The 21,198-nt window shown below is 65.3% G+C and carries 18 protein-coding genes and 1 riboswitch; of the genes, 8 read left to right on the forward strand and 10 right to left on the reverse strand.

The annotated features are described in order from the left end of the window. Window positions 1–8: 8 nt before the first annotated feature. Window positions 9–1,061, forward strand: coding sequence for a nicotinate-nucleotide--dimethylbenzimidazole phosphoribosyltransferase (gene cobT / locus IVA81_RS02570; protein ID WP_247311790.1), 1,053 nt, complete (start codon window positions 9–11; stop codon window positions 1,059–1,061). Here cobT and IVA81_RS02575 read toward each other — a convergent pair. Beyond that, window positions 1,054–1,626, reverse strand: coding sequence for a histidine phosphatase family protein (locus tag IVA81_RS02575; protein ID WP_247311793.1), 573 nt, complete (start codon window positions 1,624–1,626; stop codon window positions 1,054–1,056). The two genes, cobT and IVA81_RS02575, sit on opposite strands and share 8 nt — an antisense overlap. Window positions 1,627–1,698: 72 nt before the next feature. Beyond that, window positions 1,699–1,901, forward strand: a riboswitch (cobalamin riboswitch). 116 nt (window positions 1,902–2,017) lie between these two features. Here IVA81_RS02575 and IVA81_RS02580 point away from each other — a divergent pair. From IVA81_RS02580 to IVA81_RS02610, 7 genes are all read left to right on the forward strand, one after another. Beyond that, window positions 2,018–4,375, forward strand: coding sequence for a TonB-dependent receptor (locus IVA81_RS02580; protein ID WP_247311796.1), 2,358 nt, complete (start codon window positions 2,018–2,020; stop codon window positions 4,373–4,375). A gap of 12 nt (window positions 4,376–4,387) precedes the next feature. Beyond that, window positions 4,388–5,821 carry a PepSY domain-containing protein gene (locus IVA81_RS02585; protein WP_247311800.1) on the forward strand — a complete coding sequence of 478 codons (1,434 nt, stop codon included), beginning with the start codon at window positions 4,388–4,390 and terminating at the stop codon, window positions 5,819–5,821. Between the two features lie 185 nt (window positions 5,822–6,006). Then, window positions 6,007–7,608: an ABC transporter substrate-binding protein gene (locus IVA81_RS02590; RefSeq protein ID WP_247311803.1), complete on the forward strand. Its 1,602-nt coding sequence runs from the start codon at window positions 6,007–6,009 to the stop codon at window positions 7,606–7,608. Window positions 7,609–7,625: 17 nt separating this feature from the next. Next, entirely contained in the window at window positions 7,626–8,567 is a 942-nt protein-coding gene (locus tag IVA81_RS02595; RefSeq protein WP_247311806.1) for an ABC transporter permease, read from the forward strand. Further along, a complete protein-coding gene (locus IVA81_RS02600; protein ID WP_247311809.1) occupies window positions 8,564–9,487 on the forward strand; it encodes an ABC transporter permease in 924 nt (307 codons plus the stop codon). Before IVA81_RS02595 ends, IVA81_RS02600 begins: the two co-directional genes overlap by 4 nt. A gap of 19 nt (window positions 9,488–9,506) precedes the next feature. After that, entirely contained in the window at window positions 9,507–10,496 is a 990-nt protein-coding gene (locus tag IVA81_RS02605) for an ABC transporter ATP-binding protein (RefSeq protein WP_247311811.1), read from the forward strand. Then, window positions 10,493–11,485: an oligopeptide/dipeptide ABC transporter ATP-binding protein gene (locus tag IVA81_RS02610; RefSeq protein ID WP_247311814.1), complete on the forward strand. Its 993-nt coding sequence runs from the start codon at window positions 10,493–10,495 to the stop codon at window positions 11,483–11,485. Before IVA81_RS02605 ends, IVA81_RS02610 begins: the two co-directional genes overlap by 4 nt. A gap of 233 nt (window positions 11,486–11,718) precedes the next feature. Here IVA81_RS02610 and IVA81_RS02615 read toward each other — a convergent pair whose 3' ends face one another. The 9 genes from IVA81_RS02615 to IVA81_RS02655 form a co-directional block, all read right to left on the reverse strand. Beyond that, a complete protein-coding gene (locus IVA81_RS02615; RefSeq protein WP_247311817.1) occupies window positions 11,719–12,006 on the reverse strand; it encodes a YciI family protein in 288 nt (95 codons plus the stop codon). A 72-nt stretch (window positions 12,007–12,078) separates the two neighbouring features. Next, on the reverse strand, window positions 12,079–13,053 hold the full coding sequence (locus tag IVA81_RS02620; RefSeq protein ID WP_247311820.1) for a sugar ABC transporter substrate-binding protein: 975 nt from the start codon (window positions 13,051–13,053) through the stop codon (window positions 12,079–12,081). A gap of 42 nt (window positions 13,054–13,095) precedes the next feature. Beyond that, the gene (locus IVA81_RS02625; protein WP_247311823.1) at window positions 13,096–14,073 is read right to left on the reverse strand and encodes an ABC transporter permease; all 978 of its coding nucleotides are present in this window, start codon (window positions 14,071–14,073) and stop codon (window positions 13,096–13,098) included. Next, window positions 14,070–15,020 (reverse strand): ABC transporter permease, encoded by a 951-nt coding sequence (locus tag IVA81_RS02630; protein WP_247311826.1) that lies wholly within the window; start codon window positions 15,018–15,020, stop codon window positions 14,070–14,072. The genes IVA81_RS02625 and IVA81_RS02630 overlap by 4 nt, the downstream gene beginning before the upstream one ends. Then, window positions 15,013–16,536, reverse strand: a complete 1,524-nt coding sequence (locus tag IVA81_RS02635) for a sugar ABC transporter ATP-binding protein (protein ID WP_247311829.1) — start codon at window positions 16,534–16,536, stop codon at window positions 15,013–15,015. The genes IVA81_RS02630 and IVA81_RS02635 overlap by 8 nt, the downstream gene beginning before the upstream one ends. A 10-nt stretch (window positions 16,537–16,546) precedes the next feature. Further along, window positions 16,547–17,941: an FAD-linked oxidase C-terminal domain-containing protein gene (locus tag IVA81_RS02640; protein WP_247311832.1), complete on the reverse strand. Its 1,395-nt coding sequence runs from the start codon at window positions 17,939–17,941 to the stop codon at window positions 16,547–16,549. 58 nt (window positions 17,942–17,999) lie between these two features. After that, window positions 18,000–18,884, reverse strand: a complete 885-nt coding sequence (locus IVA81_RS02645; protein ID WP_247311835.1) for an intradiol ring-cleavage dioxygenase — start codon at window positions 18,882–18,884, stop codon at window positions 18,000–18,002. Window positions 18,885–18,898: 14 nt separating this feature from the next. Next, the gene (locus IVA81_RS02650) at window positions 18,899–19,801 is read right to left on the reverse strand and encodes an NAD(P)-dependent oxidoreductase (RefSeq protein ID WP_247311839.1); all 903 of its coding nucleotides are present in this window, start codon (window positions 19,799–19,801) and stop codon (window positions 18,899–18,901) included. A gap of 20 nt (window positions 19,802–19,821) precedes the next feature. Then, entirely contained in the window at window positions 19,822–21,195 is a 1,374-nt protein-coding gene (locus IVA81_RS02655) for an amidohydrolase family protein (protein ID WP_247311842.1), read from the reverse strand. Window positions 21,196–21,198 lie beyond the last annotated feature (3 nt).

Genomic DNA, 21,198 nt, shown 5'->3' on the forward strand with positions numbered 1-21,198 from the left:
GAGGCAGCATGCTTCCCGAATGGGTCTATCAACAGTGCCCCGAGATCTCCGCGATCCATCGCGAGGCGGCAATCGCGCGGCAGGCGCAGCTGACGAAGCCGACCGGTGCGCTCGGCCGGCTCGAGCAGCTTGCGATCGAGCTTGCAGGTTTGCAGGCGACGGAGCAGCCCCGTGCCGCGCGCGTGCCGATCATCATCTTCGCCGGCGACCACGGCATCGTCGCGCAGGGCGTCTCGGCCTATCCGCAAGAAGTGACCATCGCGATGATGGCGAATTTCGCCTCCGGCGGCGCCGCGATCTCTGTGCTGGCGCGCGAGCTTGGCTCGAGCTTGGAAGTCGTCGACGCCGGTACGCTGGCGCAGGAGGAGATGGCCGGCATCCTCACCGACAAGCCGCGCCGCGGCACCCGCGATTTCAGCGTGGAGGCCGCGCTCCAGCCTGCGGAGCTGGCGTTTGCCTTCGAGGCCGGCCAGCACGCGATTGCGCGTGCGGCGACCAACCAGCCCGATCTGTTGATCTTCGGCGAGATGGGGATCGGCAACACCACGACATCGGCGGCGATTGCCGCGAGCTTGCTCGGCGTCAGCGCCGAGGAGATCGCGGGCAACGGCACCGGGGTTGATGCGGCCGGCCGGGCGCACAAGGCGCGCGTGATCGATGCCGCGATTGCGCGTCATGGCGTTGCGGGTGCGTCGCCTGAAAAAATCCTCTGCGCCGTCGGCGGCCTCGAGATCGCGGCGATCGCAGGCGCGATCATTGCGGCCGCGCAGCGCCGCATCCCCGTGCTGATCGACGGCTTCATCGTGTCGGTGGCAGCGCTCGCCGCAGCACGGCTGAACCCGTCGTGCCAGCCGTTCTTGCTAGCCTCGCATCAATCGGCGGAGCAGGGGCATCGTCTGGTGCTGCGCGCATTGAACGTGCAGCCGCTGATCAGCCTCGATCTCAGGCTCGGCGAGGGATCGGGTGCCGCCATCGCGCTGCCGCTGGTGCGCCTCGCCTGCGCGCTTCACAACGGCATGGCAACATTCGCGCAGGCCAACGTGCCGGATCGTCCTAGCTGATCCGCTGATTGACCGAAACGACGCGCCAGCCGCTCGCGAGGCGATCGATCCGGGTCAGGGACAGCGGATCGATCACGAAGCGCAAGGCTGCTTGTGGCGTGAGATCCAGCGCGATGCAGAGCGCGGCGCGGATGGTGCCGGAATGCACGACGAGCGTGGCCGATCCGGCCCCGATCCGCGACAGACCCAGCCGGACGCGCGCGACCTGATCCGCAAAGCTCTCGCCGCCCGGCGGCCGTCCGCCAGCCGGATCATTCCAGAACTGCGCATAAACATCGCCGCCCGTTGCGGCGAGCTCGTCGTGCCGATGGCCGGTCCAGTCGCCGAAATCCTGCTCGCGGAATTCATCGATCAACTCGGGTTCGAGCCCCAGGGCGCGCGCCGTCTCGACCGTGCGCCGCGACGGGCTGGCATAGCTGGCGGCATTCCCAGGCAGACGCCGCCGCAGCGCCTCCAGTTGCGCGCGATCGCCGAGATCGGCCGGCGCGTCGGCGGCGTGGATGATCCCTTTGATGCCGTCGACCGGCGCATGCCGGATCAGCCAGAGGAAGGTCTCGCCTTCCATGCTCATCTCCAAGGAAGTTGGTCGTTGTGGCCATAACGCCGCAACTGGCACATTGACTCTGTCTTGATGGTAATCCTAGATGCTCGCGACGGTTTCCCCGAGAGGGGATGAAAAGGGAATGCGGTGCGGGGAGGTTGTCCCCAATGCCGTGGCTGCCCCCGCAACTGTAAGCGGCGAATCTTGCGTCATGAGCCACTGGGTATCTCGGTCCCGGGAAGGCGATGCAGGGTACTGACCCGCGAGCCAGGAGACCTGCCGTCAGCCGTGGTCACACGCGAAGATGTCGGTCGGGGAGTACAGACATTCGGCTTCATCGGACGGCTGCAAGGCCAAAAGGTGAGACCTCGTTCGCTGTGACGTGCCACTGACGTCATACCGAGGTCCGAAAACCGTGTCTTCCATCCGTATTGCACGACCGCGAAAATTCCTGCTCGCCTCCGCCGCACTCACATCCTTTGCCGCTCTTGATCTGCCCGCGGCCCTTGCGCAGCAGGCCCGCGAACCCCTGCCGCCCGTCGAGGTGTCGCCCGCCCAATCCCGCAAGCAGGCCAGGCCGGCGGGTCGGGACGCGCAGAATGCACGCCGCGCCGCCGCGCGCAGGCCGGCGACCGCATCCGCAGCGCCGAAGCCGATCGTGCCGGCTGCGACGGCGCAGACGCCGCTCAACACTAATGTGATCGCCGAAAGCGCCTCGCGCCTCGGGCTGACCGTGCGCGAAATTCCCGCAACCGTCGAGGTGATCTCGGCCGAAACCATCCGCGAGCAGGGCTATCGAACCGTCTCGGACGTAGCCCAGGGCGCGGTCGGTGTCACCTCCGGCGATAATCCGGCCGAGCCCTCGGCCTTCTCGATGCGCGGCTTCACCAACAGCCAGATCAACACGCTCTACAACGGCATCAAGATCGGTCCGCAGAACATGACCTCGCGGATCACCGACACGGCCAATCTGGAGGCCGTGGAATTCGTCAAGGGTCCGGCCTCGCTGATGTCAGGCGAGGGTGCCGCCGGTGGCGCGATCAACCTCGTCACCAAGCAGCCGCACACCGGACCGATCCGGAACGAGGCGGACTTTTCCTGGGACTCGCTGAACTCGTTCCGCGCCCATTATGGCTCCGGCGGCAACACCAACGTCCAGGGGCTCGACTATCGCTTCGACATCAGCCGTTCCTCGCTCAACGGCTTTGCCGACGACACCAACACCAAGACGCTGGACGTCTCCGGCCAGCTCAACTACCGCATCTCCGACAGCCTCAAGATCTGGGGCGCGATCGAGTATCGCGAGGACCGCTCGAAAGCCTATTGGGGCGCGCCGCTGGTGCCAATCGCCTACAGCGGCTCGCACGCGACGACCGGGATTGTCTCCGGCAATTACGTCTCGAACTACAACGGAACCAATCTCGGTGCTGTCACCATTGATGACCGTACCTTCAACACCAATTACAACGTCCTCGACAATCGCAACGTGGCGCAGGAGGTCTGGCTGCGCGGCGGCTTCGAGCTGAAGCTCGCGCCTGACCTGACGCTGAAGAGCCAGGCCTATGGCTACGGTGCAGAACGGACCTGGTTCAACAACGAGATCGAGGCGTTCAATTCCACCACGAACCTGGTCGATCGCGAGCGCTTCTATGTCGCGCACAGCCAGCGCCTGGTCGGCAACATCACCGACCTGATCTGGGATACTGATATCGCAGGCTTCGACAACCGGCTGGTCACGACTCTGTCGTCGAGCTATCTCGATTTCGTCAGGCCCGGCGCGGCAAACTTCCCTGGCGATTCCGTTTCGCTCGTCGATCCCAACCGCGGCTTTTACGGCTTGCTCACGACGCAGCAGCAGACCGCGCGCATCGACAACGAGGCACTGTCGTTCGAGGACCGGCTGAAGCTGACGCGCAGCTTCGCACTGGTCGGCGGCCTGCGCGTCGAGCATATCGGGCTCGACCGCAACTCGACCGACAAAAACGGGCTGGAGAAGGCGGGCTTCCCGTTCACAAAGGATTGGGCGCCGGTGACGGGCCGCATCGGTTACACTTGGGAGGCCGTGCCCGGCCTGACCTTCTTCAGCCAGTACGCCACCGGCGCCGACATCGCCGCCAACAACATCTTCCTGCTGGGCCCGACCCAGCCGCTCGACTTGACCACCGCGCGCACCTACGAGACCGGCGTCAAGCACCTGTTCTGGGACAACAGGGCGGAGTGGTCGTTCTCGGCCTACGACATCCTGCGCAAGAACGTCTACGCCGCGGCCGGCGGCATGCAGCTCAACATCGCCGGGCGGCAGGAGTCGAAGGGCGTGGAACTTGCGGCTGCGGTGCGTCCGATCGATCCGCTGCGGCTGTGGGGCAACATCGCCTATGTCGATGCGCGCTATGCCGATTACAATTTCGGCGGCGGCTCGTTCTCCGGCAATACGCCGCCGAACGTGCCGCGCATCGTCGCCAATGCCGGCGCGTCCTGGCGCTTCTTCACGCCGTGGCCGGTCGAGCTCGGCATCACCGGCCGCCATGTCGGCGACCGCTACAACACCGACGCCAACACGGTGACGATGAAGGCCTATACCGTTGCCGACGTCTATGCCTTCGTCGACATCCCCAAGACGGTGTTCGGCGCGGTCGACCAGGCCCGCCTGACCTTCCGCGTCCGCAACATCACCGACAAGCGCTACGCGATCTGGGGTGATCCGTTCTATCCCGACCAGATCCTCCTGGGCGCGCCGCGCACCTATGAGCTCTCGGCTGCGTTCAAATGGTAGGGTGCTGAACGCATGATGAGCGCGATCATCCTGCTGCACCGCTGGCTCGGGATCGCGTTCTGCCTGCTGTTCGCGATGTGGTTCGCGACCGGCATCGCGATGCACTTCGTTCCGTTCCCGTCGCTGACGGAAGCGGAGCGTTTTGCCGGCCTTGCGCCGGTGGATCGCCCAGCGGAGAGGATCACGGTTGCGGACGCGGTCGCTGCCAGTGGGGTCGCGGACGCCACGCGCGTTCGGCTGATCCAGCGGAGTGACGGGCCGGTCTACGTCGTGTCGGGGCCATCGCGTCTGCGCGCGGTCCGGGCCTCCGACGGACAGGACGCACGAGTAACGTCTTCCGACATCGCGCGCGTCATCGCGCAGGATCACGCCCGCAGCCGCGGGCTCGACGCGGCGCGCACAACGCTCCTCGCGCAGGCGGATTACGATCAGTGGAGCGTGCCGAACGGCTTTGATCGCCACCGGCCCTTGTTTCGCGTTGCTCTCGCCGATCCTGCCGGGACGGAGGTCTATGTCTCGTCGCTCACCGGTGAGATCGTGCTGGATACGACGCGAAGCGAGCGGGGCTGGAATCTCGTCGGCAGCGTGTTGCACTGGATCTATCCGACGGTCCTGAGAAGCAATTGGGCGCTGTGGGATCGCGTGGTCTGGACACTGTCACTGCTGGCCTTGATTGCAGCGATGCTCGGCGCTCTGCTCGGGATCCTGCAGATCAAGGTGCGCGGACGCCGGATGTCCTCACCTTACCGCGGGTGGCACGCATTGCATCACATCCTCGGCCTTGCGGCGACAGTGTTCGTGCTGACCTGGATATTCAGCGGCTGGCTCTCCATGGATCACGGCCGCCTGTTCTCGCGCGGGCAACTGACCTCGGCGGAAGCAGACGCGATGAACGCCGCGCCGGATTGGGCGGCTGCCTCGTCGCTCGACCAGCAGCCGATATCGTCGTCGGCCCGGGAGATTGAATGGTTCGCCTTCGACGGCAATGTCTATCGACGCGACCGGATCGCGCTGGATTCGCAGGCGCTGGCTAGAACAGAAGAGGCCTCCGATGCGGGACAGGCCGGATTTCTGAGCGCGCGCGAGGTTCGGGGCTTGACGACCCGTCTTGCCGCAGATTACGTCGGTCCGGCCATTCTGGCCAGCAATGATGACTATCCCGCGCGATCCGCCATCCAGGGTGCGCCGGTCTACCGCTCGCGCTGCGGCGAGCTCTGGTTCGACATCGACGGCGCCGATGGCAACGTGCTGCAACGGCTGGACCCTTCGCGTCGTGCCTATCGCTGGGTGTACAGCGCGCTGCACACACTCGATTTCCCGATCCTCATGGCGCGTCCGCGTCTGCGTGATGCCCTGATCGTCGGACTCTGTGCGCTAGGGTTCGCGTTCTCCATGACCGGTGTCGTCATCGGCTGGCGGCGCTTGCGGCTCTCCCTGACAGCCTGACCCCAGGCGAACCAGCCACGGTCGCAACGTGCGGCGGGTCTTTGAGGCTTGGCCGGTCCAAATGGCGGTGAGATCCTGCTAGCGAAGGTCCGGTTAGTGGCATACCATTTGCAGGCCAATGGGCTCTGGTTTCACCTGCCCTTGGCCAACGATGGCCGGCATCACGGCATTACTGGGAGGACTTCATGGATCGCAGGACCGTATTGAAGGGACTGGCGGGCGCGGGCGGTCTGGCATTGACCGGCGTCTCGGCCCCGGCCATCGCGCAAGGCGCATCAGCCCGCACCCTGCGCTTCGTGCCGCAGGCCAATCTTGCCAATTTCGATCCGATCTGGGGCACGCAATATGTCGTGCGCAATGCCGCCGCGCTGGTCTGGGACACGCTTTACGGCATCGACGCGCAGCTGCAGCCGCAGCGGCAAATGGTCGAGTCCGAGGAGACCTCCGACGACGGCAAGATCTGGACGTTCAAACTGCGCCCGGGCCTCAAGTTCCATGACGGCGAGCCGGTGCTGGCCAAGGACGTCGTTGCCAGCCTGTCGCGCTGGGCTGCACGCGATCCGATGGGCCTGATGATCATTGCGATCCAGCAGGAATTGACCGCTGTTGACGACCGCACCTTCAAATGGGTCTTGAAGCAGCCCTTCCCGAAAATGCTCTATGCGCTGGCCAAGAACAACGCGCCGTGCTCCTTCATCATGCCCGAGCGTATCGCCAAGACCGATCCGTTCAAGCAGATCACCGAATATGTCGGCTCGGGTCCGATGAAGTTCGCCAAGAGCGAATGGGTCCCCGGCGCCAAGTCGGTGTTCGAGAAGTTCACCGATTACGTGCCGCGGCAGGAGAAGGCGTCGTGGCTGGCGGGCGGCAAGCAGATCATGGTCGATCGTGTCGAATGGATCGTGATGCCGGATCCGGCCACTGCCGCCGCCGCATTGCAGAACGGCGAGGTCGACTGGTGGGAGAACCCGATCGCCGATCTCGTGCCCGTGCTGAAGAAGAACAAGAACATCAGCGTCGATATCGGCGATCCCCTCGGCAATATCGGCTCGTTCCGCATGAACCATCTGTTCGCGCCGTTCAACGATGTGCGGGCGCGGCGCGCGGTGCTGATGGCGCTCAGCCAGGAAGACTATATGCGCGCCATCGTCGGCGACGACGACGCATTGTGGAAGTCGTTGCCCGGCTTCTTCACGCCGGACACACCTGTTTACAACGAGATGGGCGGCGAGATCCTGAAGGGCAAGCGCGACTTCGACGCGGCCAAGAAGCTGCTGGCCGAGAGCGGCTATTCCGGTCAGCCGGTGACGTGCCTCGTCGCGCAGGATCAGCCGATCACGAAGGCGCAAGGCGACGTCACCGCGGACCTCCTGAAGAAGCTCGGCATGAATGTCGACTTCGTCGCCACCGATTGGGGCACGGTCGGCTCCCGTCGCGCCGCAAAGACACCGCCGGGCCAGGGCGGCTGGAACATGTTCCACAGCTGGCATGCCGGCGCCGATTGCATCACGCCCGCCGCCTACACGGCCATCCGCGCCAACGGCGACAAGGCCTGGTTCGGCTGGCCCAACAGCCCGAACACCGAGAAGGAAATCACATCCTGGTTCGACGCCAAGAGTGTCGAGGAAGAGAAGGCAGCGATCGGGCGGGTCAACAAGGCGGCGATCGACGACGTCGTCTACGCGCCGACCGGCTTCTTCCTGACCTACACGGCCTGGCGCAAGAACGTTTCGGGCATCACCAAGGGGCCGCTGCCGTTCTTCTGGGGCGTGTCGAAATCTGCATGATGCTGCGCTGAGGCCAGATGCTCTCTTACATCCTCCGTCGCATCGTCGCGACCTTGCCGGTGATGGCGATCGTCGCGCTGTTCGTGTTCAGCCTGCTCTACATCGCGCCGGGTGATCCCGCCGTGGTGATCGCGGGTGACCAGGCAAGCCCGGAGGATGTGGAGCGCATCCGCCAGAGCCTCGGCCTTGATCGGCCCTTCCTGATCCAGTTCGGCAGCTGGGTCTGGCGCATCCTGCACGGCGATCTCGGCACCTCGATCTTCACCAACCTGCCGGTGTCGGCGATGATCGGACAGCGGCTTGGGCCGACGCTGTCGCTGATGATCGTCACGTTGCTGCTGACGATCGTGGTCGCGGTGCCGCTCGGCGTGGTGGCGGCGTGGAAAGCCGGCAGCCTGATCGACCGAATCATCATGGGCTTTGCCGTGTTCGGCTTCTCGCTGCCCGTCTTCGTGGTCGGCTACATGCTCGCCTACATCTTCGCGCTCGAATTGGAATGGCTCCCGGTGCAGGGCTATACGCCGCTCACGCAAGGCTTCTGGCCGTGGCTGGAGAACCTGATCCTGCCGTCAATCGCGCTAGGTTGCGTCTATATCGCGCTGGTCGCGCGCATCACCCGCGCCGCCATGCTCGAAGTGCTGCAGCAGGACTATATCCGCACGGCCAAGGCCAAGGGCCTCGGGCAGGGCGGCATCCTGTTCATTCACGCGCTGAAGAACGCGGCGGTTCCGATCGTGACCGTGATCGGCATCGGCATCGCGCTCCTGATCGGCGGCGCGGTGGTCACCGAAAGCGTGTTCGCGATCCCCGGCCTCGGCCGGCTCACGATCGATGCGATCCTGCGCCGCGACTATCCCGTGATCCAGGGCATCGTGCTGCTGTTCAGCTTCGTCTACGTCCTCGTCAATCTGATGATCGACGTCATCTACACGCTCGTTGACCCGAGGATCCGCTATTGACCGATACGACCGTCAATCCGCAATCGCTCCCGGCCGGCCTCGTCCTGGCGCCGCAACTGCCCGAGATCTTGCGGCCGGTCACGATCCGGCGCGGCTTCATCGGGCTTTTGCGCGGCCATCCCACCGTTGCGATCGGTGGCGCGCTGCTGCTGGCGCTGGTTCTGATCGCGATCTTCGCGCCCTATCTCGGGACGGTGGATCCGACTGCGCTTGCGCCCGCAAAACGCACCCGCGCGCCGTCGGCTGCTTTCTGGTTCGGCACCGACGTGCTCGGCCGCGACATCTATTCGCGTGTGCTGTTTGGCGCGCGGGTCTCGCTCACGGTCGGTCTGTCGGTGGCGATCTTCGCATCCGCGGCGGGTCTCGCCATCGGCATGGTCTCCGGCTTCATCCGCTGGGCCGACGGCATTTTGATGCGCTTCATGGACGGCTTGATGTCGATCCCGCCGATCCTGCTGGCGATCGCGCTGATGGCGCTGACGCGCGGCAGCGTCGGCAACGTCATCCTCGCCATCACCGTTGCCGAAATTCCGCGCGTCTCGCGCCTCGTCCGCAGCGTGGTGCTGTCGCTGCGCGAGCAACCCTATGTCGATGCGGCGGTGGCTTGCGGCACGCGCACGCCGATGATCATTCTGCGCCATATCCTGCCCAACACGGTGGCGCCGATGCTGGTGCAGGCGACCTATATCTGCGCCAGCGCCATGATCACGGAGGCGATCCTGTCCTTCATCGGCGCCGGCACGCCGCCGACCATTCCGTCCTGGGGCAACATCATGGCCGAGGGCCGCGCGCTGTGGCAGGTCAAGCCCTACATCGTGTTCTTTCCGGCGGCCTTCCTCTCCGTCACGGTTCTCGCCGTGAACCTGCTCGGTGACGGCCTTCGCGATGCGCTCGACCCGCGCATGGCCAAGAGCCTCTGATGGATCGGGGTTGATCGCGATGGCTTTGCTCGAAGTCGAAAGCCTCCAGACCCATTTCCGCACCCCTGGCGGTATCAACCGCGCGGTCGACGGCGTGTCCTTCCATGTCAACGAAGGCGAGACGCTCGCCATCGTCGGCGAGTCCGGCTGCGGCAAGTCGGTGACCTCGATGTCGCTGATGCGGCTGATCCCGGAGCCGCCGGGCAGGATCGCGGGCACCATCCGCTTTGCGGGAAGGGACCTGCTGCAACTCTCCGATCGCGAGATGCGCGCCATCCGCGGCAACGACATCTCGATGATCTTCCAGGAACCGATGACAAGCCTCAATCCGGTCCTCACCGTGGGTCGCCAGATCCGCGAGACCTTGGTGATCCATCAGAGCCTCGACAAGGCCGCCGCCGAAGCGCACGCGATCGAGATGCTGACGCTGGTCGGCATTCCCGAGCCGAAGCGCCGCGTGCGGGAATATCCGCATCAGCTCTCCGGCGGCATGCGCCAGCGCGTCATGATCGCCATCGCGCTCGCCTGCAATCCGAAGCTCCTGATCGCGGACGAGCCGACCACCGCGCTCGACGTGACGATCCAGGCGCAGATCCTGAAGCTGATGCTGGACCTGAAGCGCCGGGTCGGCGCGGCGATCATTCTCATCACTCACGATCTCGGCGTCGTCGCCGAGATCGCCGAGCGCGTCATGGTGATGTACGCCGGCCGCAAGGTCGAGGAGGCGCCGGTGGCCGAGCTGTTCCGCTCGCCACGGCATCCCTATACGCAGGGCTTGCTGGGCGCGGTGCCGCGGCTCGGTTCGTCGCTATCAGGCGCGGCAAGACGGCTTGCCGAGATTCCCGGGCAGGTGCCCGATCTCAGGAAGCCGATCACCGGCTGCGTCTTTGCCGGCCGCTGTGCGCTCGCGACCGATCTGTGCCGGCAATACGCGCCGGGGCTCGAAGAGAAAGGGCCTCGTCACATCGCCGCCTGCCACTATGCGGCCAAGGGAGCCGTCGCGGCATGAGTCCTCCGCTGCTCCAGGTCAACGACCTCAAGAAGCATTTTCCGGTCAAGACCGGCCTGTTCGGCCGCAAGTCCGAATTCGTCTATGCGGTCGACGGTGTCTCCTTCGAGATCGCGCGCGGCGAGACGCTGTCGCTGGTCGGCGAGTCCGGTTGCGGCAAGTCGACGGTCGGCCGCGCCATTCTGCGGCTGTTCGACATCACCGCGGGGCAGGTCATCCTCGACGGCCAGCGCATCGACGACGCGCATCCGAGCACGATGCGGCAGATGCGCCGCCGCGTGCAGGTGGTGTTCCAGGATCCGTTCTCCAGCCTCAATCCGCGCATGCGCGTGCGCGACATCCTCGCCGAGCCGATCCGCAATTTCGGCCTCGCCAAATCAGCGGAAGATCTCGAGGTGCGGGTCACGTCGCTGATGGACACCGTCCGCCTGCCGCGCGAGGCATTGAACCGCCGGCCGCACGAATTCTCCGGCGGCCAGCGCCAGCGCATCGGCATTGCGCGGGCGCTTGCGGCCGAGCCCGAGCTGATCGTCTGCGACGAGGCGGTCTCGGCGCTGGACGTTTCGGTCAAGGCGCAGATCGTCAATTTGCTGCAGGATCTCCAGCGCGAGTTCGGCCTCGCGCTGCTGTTCATCAGCCACGATCTCGCGATCGTCGAGCACATGACTCACCGCGTCGCCGTGATGTATCTCGGCAAGATCGTCGAGGTCGCCCCGCGCCGCGAGATCTTTGCCGCACCAAGGCATCCCTACACCAGGGCGCTGCTCTCCGCGGTGCCGCTGCCTGAGCCCGGCGCCCAGCGCAATCCCATCATCCTCAAGGGCGACGTGCCGAGCCCGATCAATCCGCCGCGCGGCTGCCGCTTCCACACCCGCTGCCCGCTGGTGTTCGACCGCTGCCGGATCGAGGAGCCGGTGCTTCGCGCAGCTGGACCCGAACAGTTGGTGGCCTGTCATCTCGAAGAGGCTGCGCCCGCGACGTCAGGATAGCAGCTGCGCCAGCGCCCTGCGTTGGCGGCAGGCCTGGGGGCGGAGGGGCGACGATTTCGGGATAATGGCATTATGTCCCTGTTTTGCCCGACGTGTCAAAGCGCGACTGCCCTGGCATTGGCTTCGTCAACGAGGCCATCCCGATCGCGCCTGGCGCGACGGAAATTCGTAAGCAGAAACAACCCCATTCTACTGTGCATGGGGTTGTTTTCGCATTTTTGATGTGGTGGGCCTCAACCCTGCCGGCGCAGGAAGCCGGTGATCGTGACCTTTTCCCAGATGCCGGCCGCGGCAAAGGGATCGGCGCGATTGAAGGCCTCGACCTCGCCACGGCCGGGCGCCTCGATCAGGAAGAGGCTGCCGATCATCGTTTGACCATCGTCGGAGACAAGCGGCCCCGACATCACGATCTTGACGCCGAAGGGCGAGGTGTCGCTCAGGAAAGCTTTGTGCGCGTCGTAATTGGCAAGCCGGATCGGCAGCGCGCCGGCGCGGTCGACGGCGTGAATGGCGAACAGCATGGTGTCTCCGTTTCTTGACTCGGTTGTTGGGACGGCCGCCGCGACGGCCGTCCGGATTTGTGATCGGTCAGCTTACTTCGCACTGAGCTTGCTGGCGTCCTCGAAGGTCGGGCAGGTCCGCTGCTCCAGCGGCACGTCGAACGGCTGGTAATTGTCCTTGGTGATGACGGTCGGCTTCAGCACGATCTCGGCGATAACAGGCTGATTGCGCAAGGAGCGGATCGCCATCATGGTGCCGAGGCAGCCTTGCGCAAAACCGTTGTAGTCGCCGCTCGCGAGCAGCTTGCCGGATTTGATCGCGTCGATCGCTTCCTTGGTGCCGTTGATGCCGATCACCTGCGCCTTGCGGTTGGCGCCGTCGAGCGCCTCGATCGCGCCCACCGCCATGGCGTCGTTGGCAGCTAACACGCCGTCGATCTGCGAATTCGACTGCATCAAATTCTCCATCACCTGGAGCGCCTGGAGCCGCTGGTAGTTGCCGGGCTGCGAGGCCAAGAGCTTGGCGCCGGGAGCCTCCTTTAGCGCGTCGTTGAAGCCGCGGACGCGGTCGACATTGGTCAGCGAGCCCTTGACGCCCTCGATGATGACGATGTTGCCCTTGCCGCCCAGCGTCTTGAGCAGGAAGCGCGCGGTCTCGAGGCCAAGGCTGTAATCATCGGCGCCGACGAAGGAGAGGAACTTGCCGCCCGCCGAGCGGTCGGTGATGTTGACGACGGGGATCTTGGCTTCGTTGATCTTCTCGACACCAGGCACCATCGCCTTGTAGTCGACCGGCGTGAAGACGATCGCGCTCGGCTTCTTCACCACGACGTCCTCGATTTGGCTGAGCTGCTCGGGGATCGAGTCCGGCTTGGTCGGGATATACTGAAGCGTCTTCGCGTTCAGCGTCTTCGCCATGTTGTCGGCGCCGACCCGCACCGTCTGGAAGAACGGGTTGGTCTGGTTCTTGGTGAAGACGGCGATGGTCTCGCCGTCCGCATGTGCCCCAGTGGTGAACGCGGCCGCCATCAGCAGCGGCAGCGCCAGATAGCCCAGTTTCCGTTTCATGTTGCCTCCATCCCTCATTTTGCTTGTTGGAACTCTAAGTGCTCATTGCGCGCGGCGGCGCGTCTTCATGTCGAGCCAGACCGCGAGAATGACGATGATGCCGGTGACGAGCGGCTGCCAGTTGGCGCTGACCGAGAGCAGGTTCATGCCGTTCAGCACCAGCGTCAGGATCAGCGCGCCGATGAACGTGCCGAACACGGTGCCGACGCCGCCGAACAGCGAGGTGCCGCCGATCAGCACGGCCGCGATCGCCGGCAACGTCAGGCTCTCGCCGATATCGGCCTCCGCCGAATTGAGCCGCGACAGGAAGATGATCGAGGCAAGCCCCGCCATGGTGCCTGAGACCGCATAGACCAGCAGCAGGCGGCGCGCGACGGGAATGCCGGAGAGGCGGGCCGCGACCGGATTGGCGCCGATCGCATAGATCTCCTGGCCCCAGATCGTTCGCTGCGCGAACAGCGTCCCGATGCCGAGGAACACCAGCAGCAGATAGACCGGGATGGGCAGGCCGAACAGATAGCCGCTGCCGATCTGGCGAAAGCCCGCCGGGAAGCCGTGCAGGGTCTCGCCCGCCATGTACCAATAGGTGAGGCCGTTCAGCACCCAGAGCATGCCATAGGTGGCGATGAAGGAGGGGATGCGCAGCGCGGTGACCATGATGCCGTTGAGCAGGCCAACGATGCCGCCGCAGGCGAGCCCGGTGAGGATGCCGAGCGCCGGCGAGCCCGTCTTGTGGATCACGGTCCCGGCGATGCAGGCGGACAGCGCGACATTGGCGCCGACAGAGAGATCGAGGCCGGCGGTCAGCACCACCAGCGTCAGGCCGGAGGCGATGAAGAAGGTCAGGCTCGCCTGGCGGAGCACGTTGAGGATGTTGCCGAGGCTCAGGAAGGAATCGCTGAGCACGGCGAGCACCGCGCAGATCAGAAACGCCGCCAGCAGGCGATAGAACACCTGGATCGCATCCTGCGACAGGAAGGAGCGGGGCGGGGCGATGGCGTCCTTGGCGATGTCGGTCATGCGCGGCTCCTGAGGCCGTCGAGGAACAGGGCGACGATGACGAGCACGCCGACGCTCGCGACCTGCACCGAGGACGGCAGCGAGATCAGGTTCAGCCCGTTGCGCAGCACGCCGACTGAGAGGACGCCGAGCAGCGTGCCGAGCAGCCAGCCATTGCCGCGCTCGAACGAGGTGCCGCCGACGGCGACCGCCGCGATCGCGTCGAACTCGAGGCCGAGGCCGGCGGTGGGGTGGCCGGAATTCATCCGCGCGGTCATTAACAGGCCGGCGATGCCGGCCATGGCGCCGCCGATCGCATAGACCGCGATCAGCAGCTTGTTCGGCGAGAGCCCGGCATAACGCAGGGCCTCGCGGTTGCCGCCGAGGGCGAAGATGTAGGTGCCGAAGCGGGTGTGATAGAGCAGGCCGTGGAAGGCTGCATAAGTCACCAGCGCCATCACGATCGGCACGGGGATGCCGAGAAGCGTCGCTGAATAGATGTCGCGCACGCTGTGGGGAATGCCGACCACGCTCTGGCCGTCGCTGACGATAAGCGACAGGCCCTGCGCCATGCCGAGCGTGCCCAGCGTCGCAACGAAGGGCGGAATGCCCAGGATAGCGACCAGCCAGCCATTGGCGACGCCGAAGGCCGTGCCGACCAGCAGGCCTGCGCCGAGGCCCAGCAACATCGATTTGGTCGCGAGCGACACAATGGCGACGCAGAGCGAGGTCAGCGTCAGCACCGCCCCCATCGAGAGGTCCAGCCCCTCGGTCATGATGATCAGCGTCATCGGCAGTGCGAGCATGGTCAGGATGGTCGACTGCACCAGCACGTTGGAGAGGTTGGCGACCGACAGGAAGCCGGGTGCGATTGCGCTGAACAGCGCGACCAGGAGCACCAGCACAATTGCAACGCCGGGAATGCGTTGCAGCGGATTGGGCTGTGAAACGACCGCGGCCTCACGCATGATGCATCCCCAGTCGCACGATATTCTCCTCGGTCAGTTCGTTGCGCGTCAGGTGCCCGGCAATGCGCCCCTCGCGCATCACATAGGCGCGGTCGCAGACGTGGCAGATCTCGATCTGCTCGGACGAGATCATCAAGGCGGCCGCGCCCTCCGCGACGAGGCGGTCGATCAGGGCAAAGATCTCCGACTTGGCGCCGATGTCGATGCCGCGGGTCGGCTCGTCGAAAATGAACAGCTTTGAGCCGGCCGCAAGCCATTTGCCGATCACGACCTTCTGCTGGTTGCCGCCCGAGAGCAGACCGACGGTCTGGCGTGCGCTCGGTGTCGCAATGCGCAGTTGCCGGATCAGGCCGTCGGCGGTGCGTTGCGCGGCGCGCTGGTCGAACAGGCCACTCGGGAACAGCTTTCGCAGCGCCGACACCACGAGGTTGTCGCTCACCGACCGCAGCAGCGCGAGGCCCTCGCTCTTGCGGCTTTCCGGGATCAGCGCGATGCCGCGGCGGGCGGCAAGATCGGGCTCACCGGAGATGGTCTTGCCGTCGAACATGATCTCGCCCGATGTCACGGGATCGGCGCCGAAGATGGCGCGGGCGACCTCGCTGCGGCCCGAGCCGACGAGACCGCACAGGCCGACGATCTCGCCCCGCCGTACCTCGATGTTGATGTCGGAGATGCCGGTCGAGGACGTCAGGCCTTTGACCTCGAGCAGCAGCTCGCCGGGCTTGTCGGCAAAGTTGCGCGGATAGGTCATGTCGACGTTGCGGCCGACCATCATGCGCACGAGCTGGTCCGGCGTGACGTCGGCCGGTCTGACGCCGTCGATGCGGCGACCGTCGCGCAGCACGGTGATGCGGTCGCCGAGCGCGAACACTTCGGCCATGCGGTGAGAGATGTAGACGATGGACACGCCATCGGCTTTCAGCCGCGCGATCAGTTCGAACAGCAGCTCGGTCTCGCGGTCGGACAACGCGGCGGTCGGCTCGTCCATGACAAGGATGCGCGCGTTCTGGCTGATCGCCTTCGCGATCTCGACCATCTGCTGCTGCGCGACGCCGAGCTTGTCGACAATGGTGGAAGGATCGATGTCGAAGCCGATGGTGCCGAGCACGCGCTTGGCATCGGCCAGGATCTTGCGGCGGTCGATGGTGCCGGGGATGCGTCCCCCAGGCTCGCGGCCAAGAAAGATGTTCTGGGCGATGTCGAGATAGGGGACCAGCGAGAATTCCTGGAAGATCACGGCAATGCCGAGCTTCTGCGCATCGGCAGTCGAGGAGATCGCGACCTTGTCACCCTTGTAGTAGAACTCGCCGGTATCGGCGCTGTAGGCGCCGCACAGCACCTTCATCAGGCTCGACTTGCCGGCGCCGTTCTCGCCCAGCAGCATATGGACCTCGCCGGGATAGACGGCAAAGGACACGTCGTCCAGCGCCTTGACGCCGGGAAATTCCTTGCTGATGCCGCGCAGCTCCAGCAGCGGCGTCGGCGAGGTGACTTCGATTGGGAGCGCGTCGCTCATGCCATGTCGCTCATGTCTTGGCTCCGCTCGCAAAGATCTTTCCGGGGTTCATCAGACCATTCGGATCGAGCGCGGTCTTGATGGACCGCATCACATCGACGGCCTCGCCGAGTTCGTCGGTGAGATAATCGATCTTGCCGAGACCAATGCCGTGCTCGCCGGTGCAGGTGCCGTCCATGGCGATGGCGCGGGCGACCATGCGGGCCTGCAGCGCCTTGGCGCCTTCGGCCTCCTCGGGCTTTGCCGGGTCGATCAGGATAAGCATGTGGAAATTGCCGTCGCCGACATGGCCGACGATAGGAGCGACACAGCCGTGCTCGTCCGCATCGCGGCGCGTTTCGGTCAGGCACTCCGCCAGCCGCGAGATCGGCACGCAGACATCGGTGATCACGGCGCGTGCACCGGGCCGCAGGCCGAGGCCGGCATAGAGCGTGTTGTCGCGGGCGTGCCAGAGCCGGCTGCGGTCCTCCGGTGCCTTGGCCCAGGCAAAGCCGTGACCGCCATGGTCGGCGGCGATCGCCTGCGCGGCCTCGGCCTGCTCGGCGACGGATGTTTCGGAGCCATGAAATTCGAAGAACAGGGTAGGGGCCTCGCGATAGCCGAGCTTGGCATAGGCATTGATGCCGTGCATCATGACGTCGTCGAGCAGCTCGATGCGTGCAACGGGGATCGCGGACTGGATCACGGAGATCGCGGTATCGACGGCGTCGTGCAGCGTGTCGAAGCTACAGACTGCGGCCGAGATCGCCTGCGGCACCGGATGCACCTTCAGCGTGATCTCGGTGATGACGCCCAGCGTGCCCTCCGCGCCGACGAACATGCGCGTTAAATCATAACCGGCCGCAGACTTGCGCGCGCGCCTGGCAGTGCGGATGATGCGGCCGTCGGCCAGCACCACCTCGAGCGCCATGACGTTGTCCTTCATGGTGCCGTAGCGCACCGCCATGGTGCCGGAAGCGCGGGTGGAGGTCATGCCGCCGATCGAGGCATCCGCGCCGGGGTCGATCGGGAAGAACAGGCCTGTATTACGCAGCTCAGCATTGAGCTGCTTGCGCGAGATGCCGGGCTGCACCACCACATCCATGTCGCTGTCGTGCAGCGTCAGCACCTTGTTCATGCGCGCGAAGTCGAAGCAGACACCACCCGCGACAGACGCCGCATTGCCTTCGAGCGAGGTGCCGGCGCCGAACGGGACGATCGGCATGCCCGCGCCGGCGCACAGCTTGACGATCTCGGCGACCTCCTGCGTGGTTTCAGGAAAGACGACGATGTCGGGTGGCAAGTTGCGATAATGCGACTCGCTCTGCCCATGCTGATCGAGCACGCCGCGCGCAACGCTCGCCCGCGGACCGATCATGCCTGTGAGGCGATCGGCCAATGCTGCCGTGCTGACCCGCGGTCCCATCCTCAGCTCCCGTCTGCTCCCTGTTGCCGGACTCTTGTTGGCCCGTCGCCGCATAAGTCTAAGCGGCTCTTGCGTTGCTCGCGACCTGCTTCAAGCCGAAATCGTAATTGAGGTGGAAATAGTCGCGCTCCACCATGCGACCATCCGGCGCACGGCCGGCGGGCTGACGGACGAACTCCCGGATCAGGCTGTCCTTGACGCCGAAGACCACGTCGCTGTCGAGATACTGGTCGCCGGCGACGAACACATGGGTCACGAGCTGCTCGAAGCCGGGCGCCGAGATCATGAAATGCACATGCGCCGGGCGCCAGGGATGGCGGCCCTGCGCCTCCAGCATCTGGCCGACCGGGCCGTCATGCGGGACGGGGTAGGCGGCCGGCTTGATCGACCAGAAATGGAAACGGCCGTTGGCATCGGTGTGGAAGCGCGCGCGCATCGCGAGATCGCCGATGTCGTCGAGCTGCTGCACGTCGTAATAGCCGTCATCGTCGGAATGCCAGACGTCCACGACGGCGCCTGCGAGCGGCTTGCCGTCGACGGTCGAGACCGAGCCGGTGACCAGCATCGGATCGCCCTCCATCGGGCCGGAGATATCGGCACCGCTGTCCTTCTCTGGCGCGGCCTGGACGAAGAACGGCCCGAGCACGGTGGTCTCGGTTGCGCCCTCCGGCACCGGATGGTTAATCGCATCGACCAGCATGGAGACGCCGAGCGTATCCGACAGCAGGATGAACTCCTGGCGCTTGTCGTCGCACATGTGCCCGGTCCGGGTCAGGAAATCGATGCCGTATTCCCATTCCTTCTGGGTCGGCCGCACCTCGCGGACAAAGGCGTGCAAGTGGCGCACCAGCGCCTCGCTCACCTGCTTGATCCGCGGATCGGTCGCGCCCGCGATCCGCTCCAGCACCGCATCGGTGATCGTGGTCTCGTTGAAATTGCGCATGGTGTCTCCGCCGATCAGAGTTTGGGCTCGCCGAGCCCGGACAGCCGTTCGAGATGTTTGACCGTCGCGATGAAGTCGGTGTCGCCGTCGCCTTGTGCGACCAGCGAGCCATAGGTCTCGCGCACCTGGGCCGCGAGCTGAAGCGGCACGCCGACGGCGTGACCGGCACCGAGAATGAGGTCGAGATCCTTGGCCATCTGCTTGCAAGAGAAGGTGGACTCGAAATCGCGGTTGCGCAGCGGCGCGGTTTTGTACTTCACCATCGGCGAGGCGACCGCGCTGTCGTCCAGCACCTTCAAGATGTCCGGCCAGGCGATGCCGCCCTTGCGCGCCAGCGCCAGGCTCTCGGCCATCATCGCGGCCGACACGGCGATCATCAGATTGACCGAGAGTTTGGCGTAACGCGCCTCCTCGGCCGGCCCGAGATAGGTCTGCGCGCGGGTGAAGGCGGCGAACAGCGGCTTTGCGCTTTCGAAAGCGTCTTTCGGGCCCGAGACGAAGCAGGTCAGCGCACCCGTATGAACGATGCTGGCGTTACCGGAGACCGGCGCACGCAAATAGGCGATGCCGCGACTCTGGGCGGCGACCGCGACTTCGTTGGAAGCGTCAACGCTCACGGTGCTGGTCTCGACCAAGATGGCTCCGGGCGCCATCGCGGCGACGAGGCCGGTCGGGCCGAGCAAGGCGCCGCGCAAGGCCGTGTCATCGGGCAGGGACGTGACGACCGCGGCCTTGCCGCTCACGGCCTCGGCCGGCGATGCGGCAATCGAAATGCCCTGTGCGCGGGCTTCGTCGAGCCGCGCTGCGCTCTGATCGAATGCGGTGACCGTGTAGCCAGCCTTGGCAACGAGCACCGACATCGGCAAGCCCATCTTGCCGATCCCGATGAAAGCGACATTTTTCGAAGCATCTGTCATTGTGTTGTCCGTTGGCGCCTTCAGGCGGCGCGTCCCTGTCGTTCGATGTCCTGCACCAGCCGCCGGCCGGATTGCGCCAGCAGCTGTTTCTTCGTTTCCAGGCCGTCAATCAGCAACTGGCCATTCCGCTTCTTCCAGGCGCCACCTATCATGACGGCCTCGACATTGGCGAGGCTCGTCTGCATCACGACGGTTGCGACGGGATCGTGCACCGGGACAAGGTTCAGATCGGAGGCGTTGATGATGACGAGGTCGGCAAGCTTGCCCGGTGTCAACGACCCAATCTGGTGCTCGCGACCGAGCATGCGGGCGCCTTCCGTCGTGATCCAGCGCAGGGCCTCGCGGACGGGGACCGTGGTCGTTGCCGGGATGGTCCCACTGGTCTTGCGCGACTCTGCATTGTCGAGCGAGCGCTGCATCGACAGCGCGACGCGAGCGGCGGAGAAGAGATCGCCGGCCAGTATGGATTCGAGGTCAATGCCGATCGTCGGGCGAACGCCACGCTTGAGCAGCCGACCAGTAATCGGAAAGCCATGGCCCTGGATCATCTCGTTCTCGGGCGTCACCGAGAAGGACACGCCGAGATCGACCATCCGATCCAGGAGATCATCAGGCAGATCGTTGCCATGGACGATGTTGATGCCGGCGCCGACGAGCCCGGCCTCGATCAGCATCTTCCAGCCACCGGGTGTCTTGGCCGGACCGCCACCCTGATGCATGGAGGCGATCAGCTTGAGTTCGCGGGCCAGACTGAAATCGTGCATGGCGACATCGAGCGTCGAATAATGCGGGCCGAGAATGGCGAGCCCCAGCGTGACGAGGCCGTCGCGATTGGCAAGGGGACCTGCGAGCAGGCGCTCGACCTCGCGGCGCGGATGCGGCACTTCCGAGAAATGCGGCTCGCCCGGCTTCGGCTCGGGCTTCGGCGAGCCGTGGAAGAAGGCGGCCCGGATGCCGCTCTCGATCAGGCCGCGCACGGCAGCGTCGGTATGATCGGGGGTCGGATTGTTGTGGCACCAGTCGACCAGCGTGGTGGTGCCGCAACTGATCTGGTTCAGCGCGCCGACGAGGGTGGCGATATGGATGTCCTCGGGCCGAAATACGGTGGCTAGGCCGGCATGCATGCGGCGGAAATATTCGAGCAGCGTCCAGTTCGCGGCATAGCCGCGCAAGCCCGTCTGCCAGGTGTGCATGTGCGCATTGATCAGGCCCGGGATGACGATGCGGCCCTTGCCGTCGATGATCTCGGTTTCATCCGCGCCGCTGCCGAGGTCGATCGACGGACGGATGCTGGCGATACGGTTGCCCTCGACCAGCACGTCGCAGGTCGCGAGATCGCCAATCGCGTCATCCATGCTGATGATCGTCGCGGATTTGATCAGCGTGCGCCGCATCGT

The sequence above is a fragment of the Bradyrhizobium sp. 141 genome (genome assembly GCF_023074055.1).
Taxonomy (GTDB): Bacteria; Pseudomonadota; Alphaproteobacteria; order Rhizobiales; family Xanthobacteraceae; genus Bradyrhizobium.

Coding starts and splice junctions, on each gene's coding strand:
- cobT (WP_247311790.1), top strand. CDS start 9: ATGCTTCCCGAATGGGTCTATCAACAGTGCCCCGAGATCTCCGCGATC.
- IVA81_RS02575 (WP_247311793.1), bottom strand. CDS start 1,626: ATGGAAGGCGAGACCTTCCTCTGGCTGATCCGGCATGCGCCGGTCGAC.
- IVA81_RS02585 (WP_247311800.1), top strand. CDS start 4,388: ATGATGAGCGCGATCATCCTGCTGCACCGCTGGCTCGGGATCGCGTTC.
- IVA81_RS02590 (WP_247311803.1), top strand. CDS start 6,007: ATGGATCGCAGGACCGTATTGAAGGGACTGGCGGGCGCGGGCGGTCTG.
- IVA81_RS02595 (WP_247311806.1), top strand. CDS start 7,626: ATGCTCTCTTACATCCTCCGTCGCATCGTCGCGACCTTGCCGGTGATG.
- IVA81_RS02605 (WP_247311811.1), top strand. CDS start 9,507: ATGGCTTTGCTCGAAGTCGAAAGCCTCCAGACCCATTTCCGCACCCCT.
- IVA81_RS02610 (WP_247311814.1), top strand. CDS start 10,493: ATGAGTCCTCCGCTGCTCCAGGTCAACGACCTCAAGAAGCATTTTCCG.
- IVA81_RS02615 (WP_247311817.1), bottom strand. CDS start 12,006: ATGCTGTTCGCCATTCACGCCGTCGACCGCGCCGGCGCGCTGCCGATC.
- IVA81_RS02620 (WP_247311820.1), bottom strand. CDS start 13,053: ATGAAACGGAAACTGGGCTATCTGGCGCTGCCGCTGCTGATGGCGGCC.
- IVA81_RS02625 (WP_247311823.1), bottom strand. CDS start 14,073: ATGACCGACATCGCCAAGGACGCCATCGCCCCGCCCCGCTCCTTCCTG.
- IVA81_RS02630 (WP_247311826.1), bottom strand. CDS start 15,020: ATGCGTGAGGCCGCGGTCGTTTCACAGCCCAATCCGCTGCAACGCATT.
- IVA81_RS02635 (WP_247311829.1), bottom strand. CDS start 16,536: ATGAGCGACGCGCTCCCAATCGAAGTCACCTCGCCGACGCCGCTGCTG.
- IVA81_RS02640 (WP_247311832.1), bottom strand. CDS start 17,941: ATGGGACCGCGGGTCAGCACGGCAGCATTGGCCGATCGCCTCACAGGC.
- IVA81_RS02645 (WP_247311835.1), bottom strand. CDS start 18,884: ATGCGCAATTTCAACGAGACCACGATCACCGATGCGGTGCTGGAGCGG.
- IVA81_RS02650 (WP_247311839.1), bottom strand. CDS start 19,801: ATGACAGATGCTTCGAAAAATGTCGCTTTCATCGGGATCGGCAAGATG.
- IVA81_RS02655 (WP_247311842.1), bottom strand. CDS start 21,195: ATGCGGCGCACGCTGATCAAATCCGCGACGATCATCAGCATGGATGAC.